Source organism: Streptomyces spirodelae (assembly GCF_017676385.1).
GTDB lineage: Bacteria > Actinomycetota > Actinomycetes > Streptomycetales > Streptomycetaceae > Streptomyces > Streptomyces spirodelae.
In genome coordinates this window covers 1-1,782 of the sequence record NZ_JAFFZN010000063.1, presented here as the reverse complement: position 1 = coordinate 1,782, position 1,782 = coordinate 1, and the positions used below count along the sequence as shown (strand labels likewise).

Here is a 1,782-nt window from a genome sequence, read left to right as displayed (position 1 = left end):
GACGCTGTTGGTTAATTCGGGGCTGCGTGACGTCGGCCTTCACGACCCGGTTGTGGTCTTGAAGGCCGACGTTGTGTGTGGGGTGGGTGGCGATGTCGATGCAGCCGTGCGGGCCGGGAGAGGTTCCGCCGGAGACGGTGCGGGTGGCCCGGGCAGCGTTCCCGAGGGGGAGCTTGGCGATCCGGGTCCGGGATGAGCTGGGCGTGCTGTTCAGCGACGAGGAGTTCGCGGATCTGTTCCCCGCGCGTGGCAAGCCTGCCTGGTCACCGGGTCGGCTCGCGCTGGTGTCGGTGTTGCAGTTCGTGGAAGGACTCACCGACCGGCAGGCCGCGGAGGCGGTACGGGGGCGCATCGACTTCAAGTACGCGCTCGGGCTGGAACTGACCGATCCCGGGTTCGACTTCTCGGTGCTCTCGGAGTTCCGTGACCGCGTGGCCGCAGCGGACCAGGGACGGCGGGTGCTGGACGGGATCTTGGCAGCCGCCCGTGAGAAGGGGCTACTCGCTGGGGGCGGCAGAGCCCGGACCGACTCCACACACGTCCTGGCGGCGACCCGGGACCTGTGCTGGCTGGAGATGGTCGCCGAGACGCTGCGTGCCGCACTGAACGTGCTCGCCGCCACAGCCGGTGACTGGCTGGTCCAGGTCGCCGAGCCGGACTGGTTCAAGCACTACGCCGGCCGCGCCGAGGACTCCCGGTTCCCCAAGGCCCGCACCAGGCGGGAAGAGGTCGGCCGACGGATCGGAGCCGACGGGATGCGGCTGCTGGAGGCCGTGACCTCCCCAGACGCACCCGGGACGTTGCGGACCCTGCCGCAGGTTGAGGCCCTTCGACAGGTATGGGTGCACAACTTCCACCTGGTCGAAGGCCAGGTGCGACGACGGGCCCCAAAAGACCGGCCGCCGGGCGTCAGGCGCCTGACAACCCCATACGACATCGAGGCGAGGGGCGGCGCGAAGCGTGACACCTTCTGGGACGGCTACAAAGTTCACCTCATCGAGACCTGCGGCACCAGCACCCCGAACCTGATCACCCACGTCGCCACCACGGATGCCACGGTCAGCGACTTCGACCTGGTCCCGGCCCTCCACGCCGGTCTCGCCGAGCGCCGCCTGCTTCCCGACGAGCACCTGGTCGATACCGGTTACGTCACCGCCCGGCACATCGTGGCGGCCCGCCGCGACCACAGCGTGGACCTGGTGGGGCCGATGATGCCCGGCACGGGCTGGCAGGACAGATCACAGACCGCATTTCCCATCAGCGCGTTCACCATCGACTGGGAGGGACAGAAGGTGACCTGCCCCGGCGGGAAGACCAGCACCCGCTGGGCACGGGAGCCCACCCGCGACAAGACCGAGATCAGGGTGCAGTTCTCCCAGACCGACTGCCGATCCTGCCCGGTCAAGGACTCCTGCACCCGCGGACCACGCCGCAAGCTGACCCTCCAGGACCAGGACATTCACCAAGTCCTCCACCGGCGGCGGGCCGAGCAGGAAACCACCGCGTGGATGCGGCGCTACCGGCTCCGCGCAGGCGTCGAGGGCACCATCTCCCAAGGCGTCCAACGCTGCGGCCTGCGCCGATCCCGCTACCGCGGGCTCACCAAAACCAGCCTCCAGCACCAGCTCACCGGCGCGGCACTCAACCTCACCCGCATCGACGCCCACCTCACCAACACCCCACGGGCCGGCACCCGCACCAGCCACTTCGCAGCACTTCACCCCGCCGGGCAGCAACTCGACGGGGCGAAGTAACCAAGACGCTGAATTAACCAACAGCGTC

General features: G+C 69.0%; 1 protein-coding gene. It reads left to right on the top strand.

The genetic code is table 11. The features are described from left to right. The first annotated feature begins 92 nt into the window (after positions 1-92). Positions 93-1,754 (top strand): IS1182 family transposase, encoded by a 1,662-nt coding sequence (locus JW592_RS32340; RefSeq protein ID WP_209268854.1) that lies wholly within the window; start codon positions 93-95, stop codon positions 1,752-1,754. The last annotated feature ends 28 nt before the right edge of the window (positions 1,755-1,782 follow it).

Bases quoted from the DNA above. Each gene is read 5' to 3' on its own strand.
- JW592_RS32340 (WP_209268854.1), top strand. From the start codon at position 93: ATGTCGATGCAGCCGTGCGGGCCGGGAGAGGTTCCGCCGGAGACGGTG.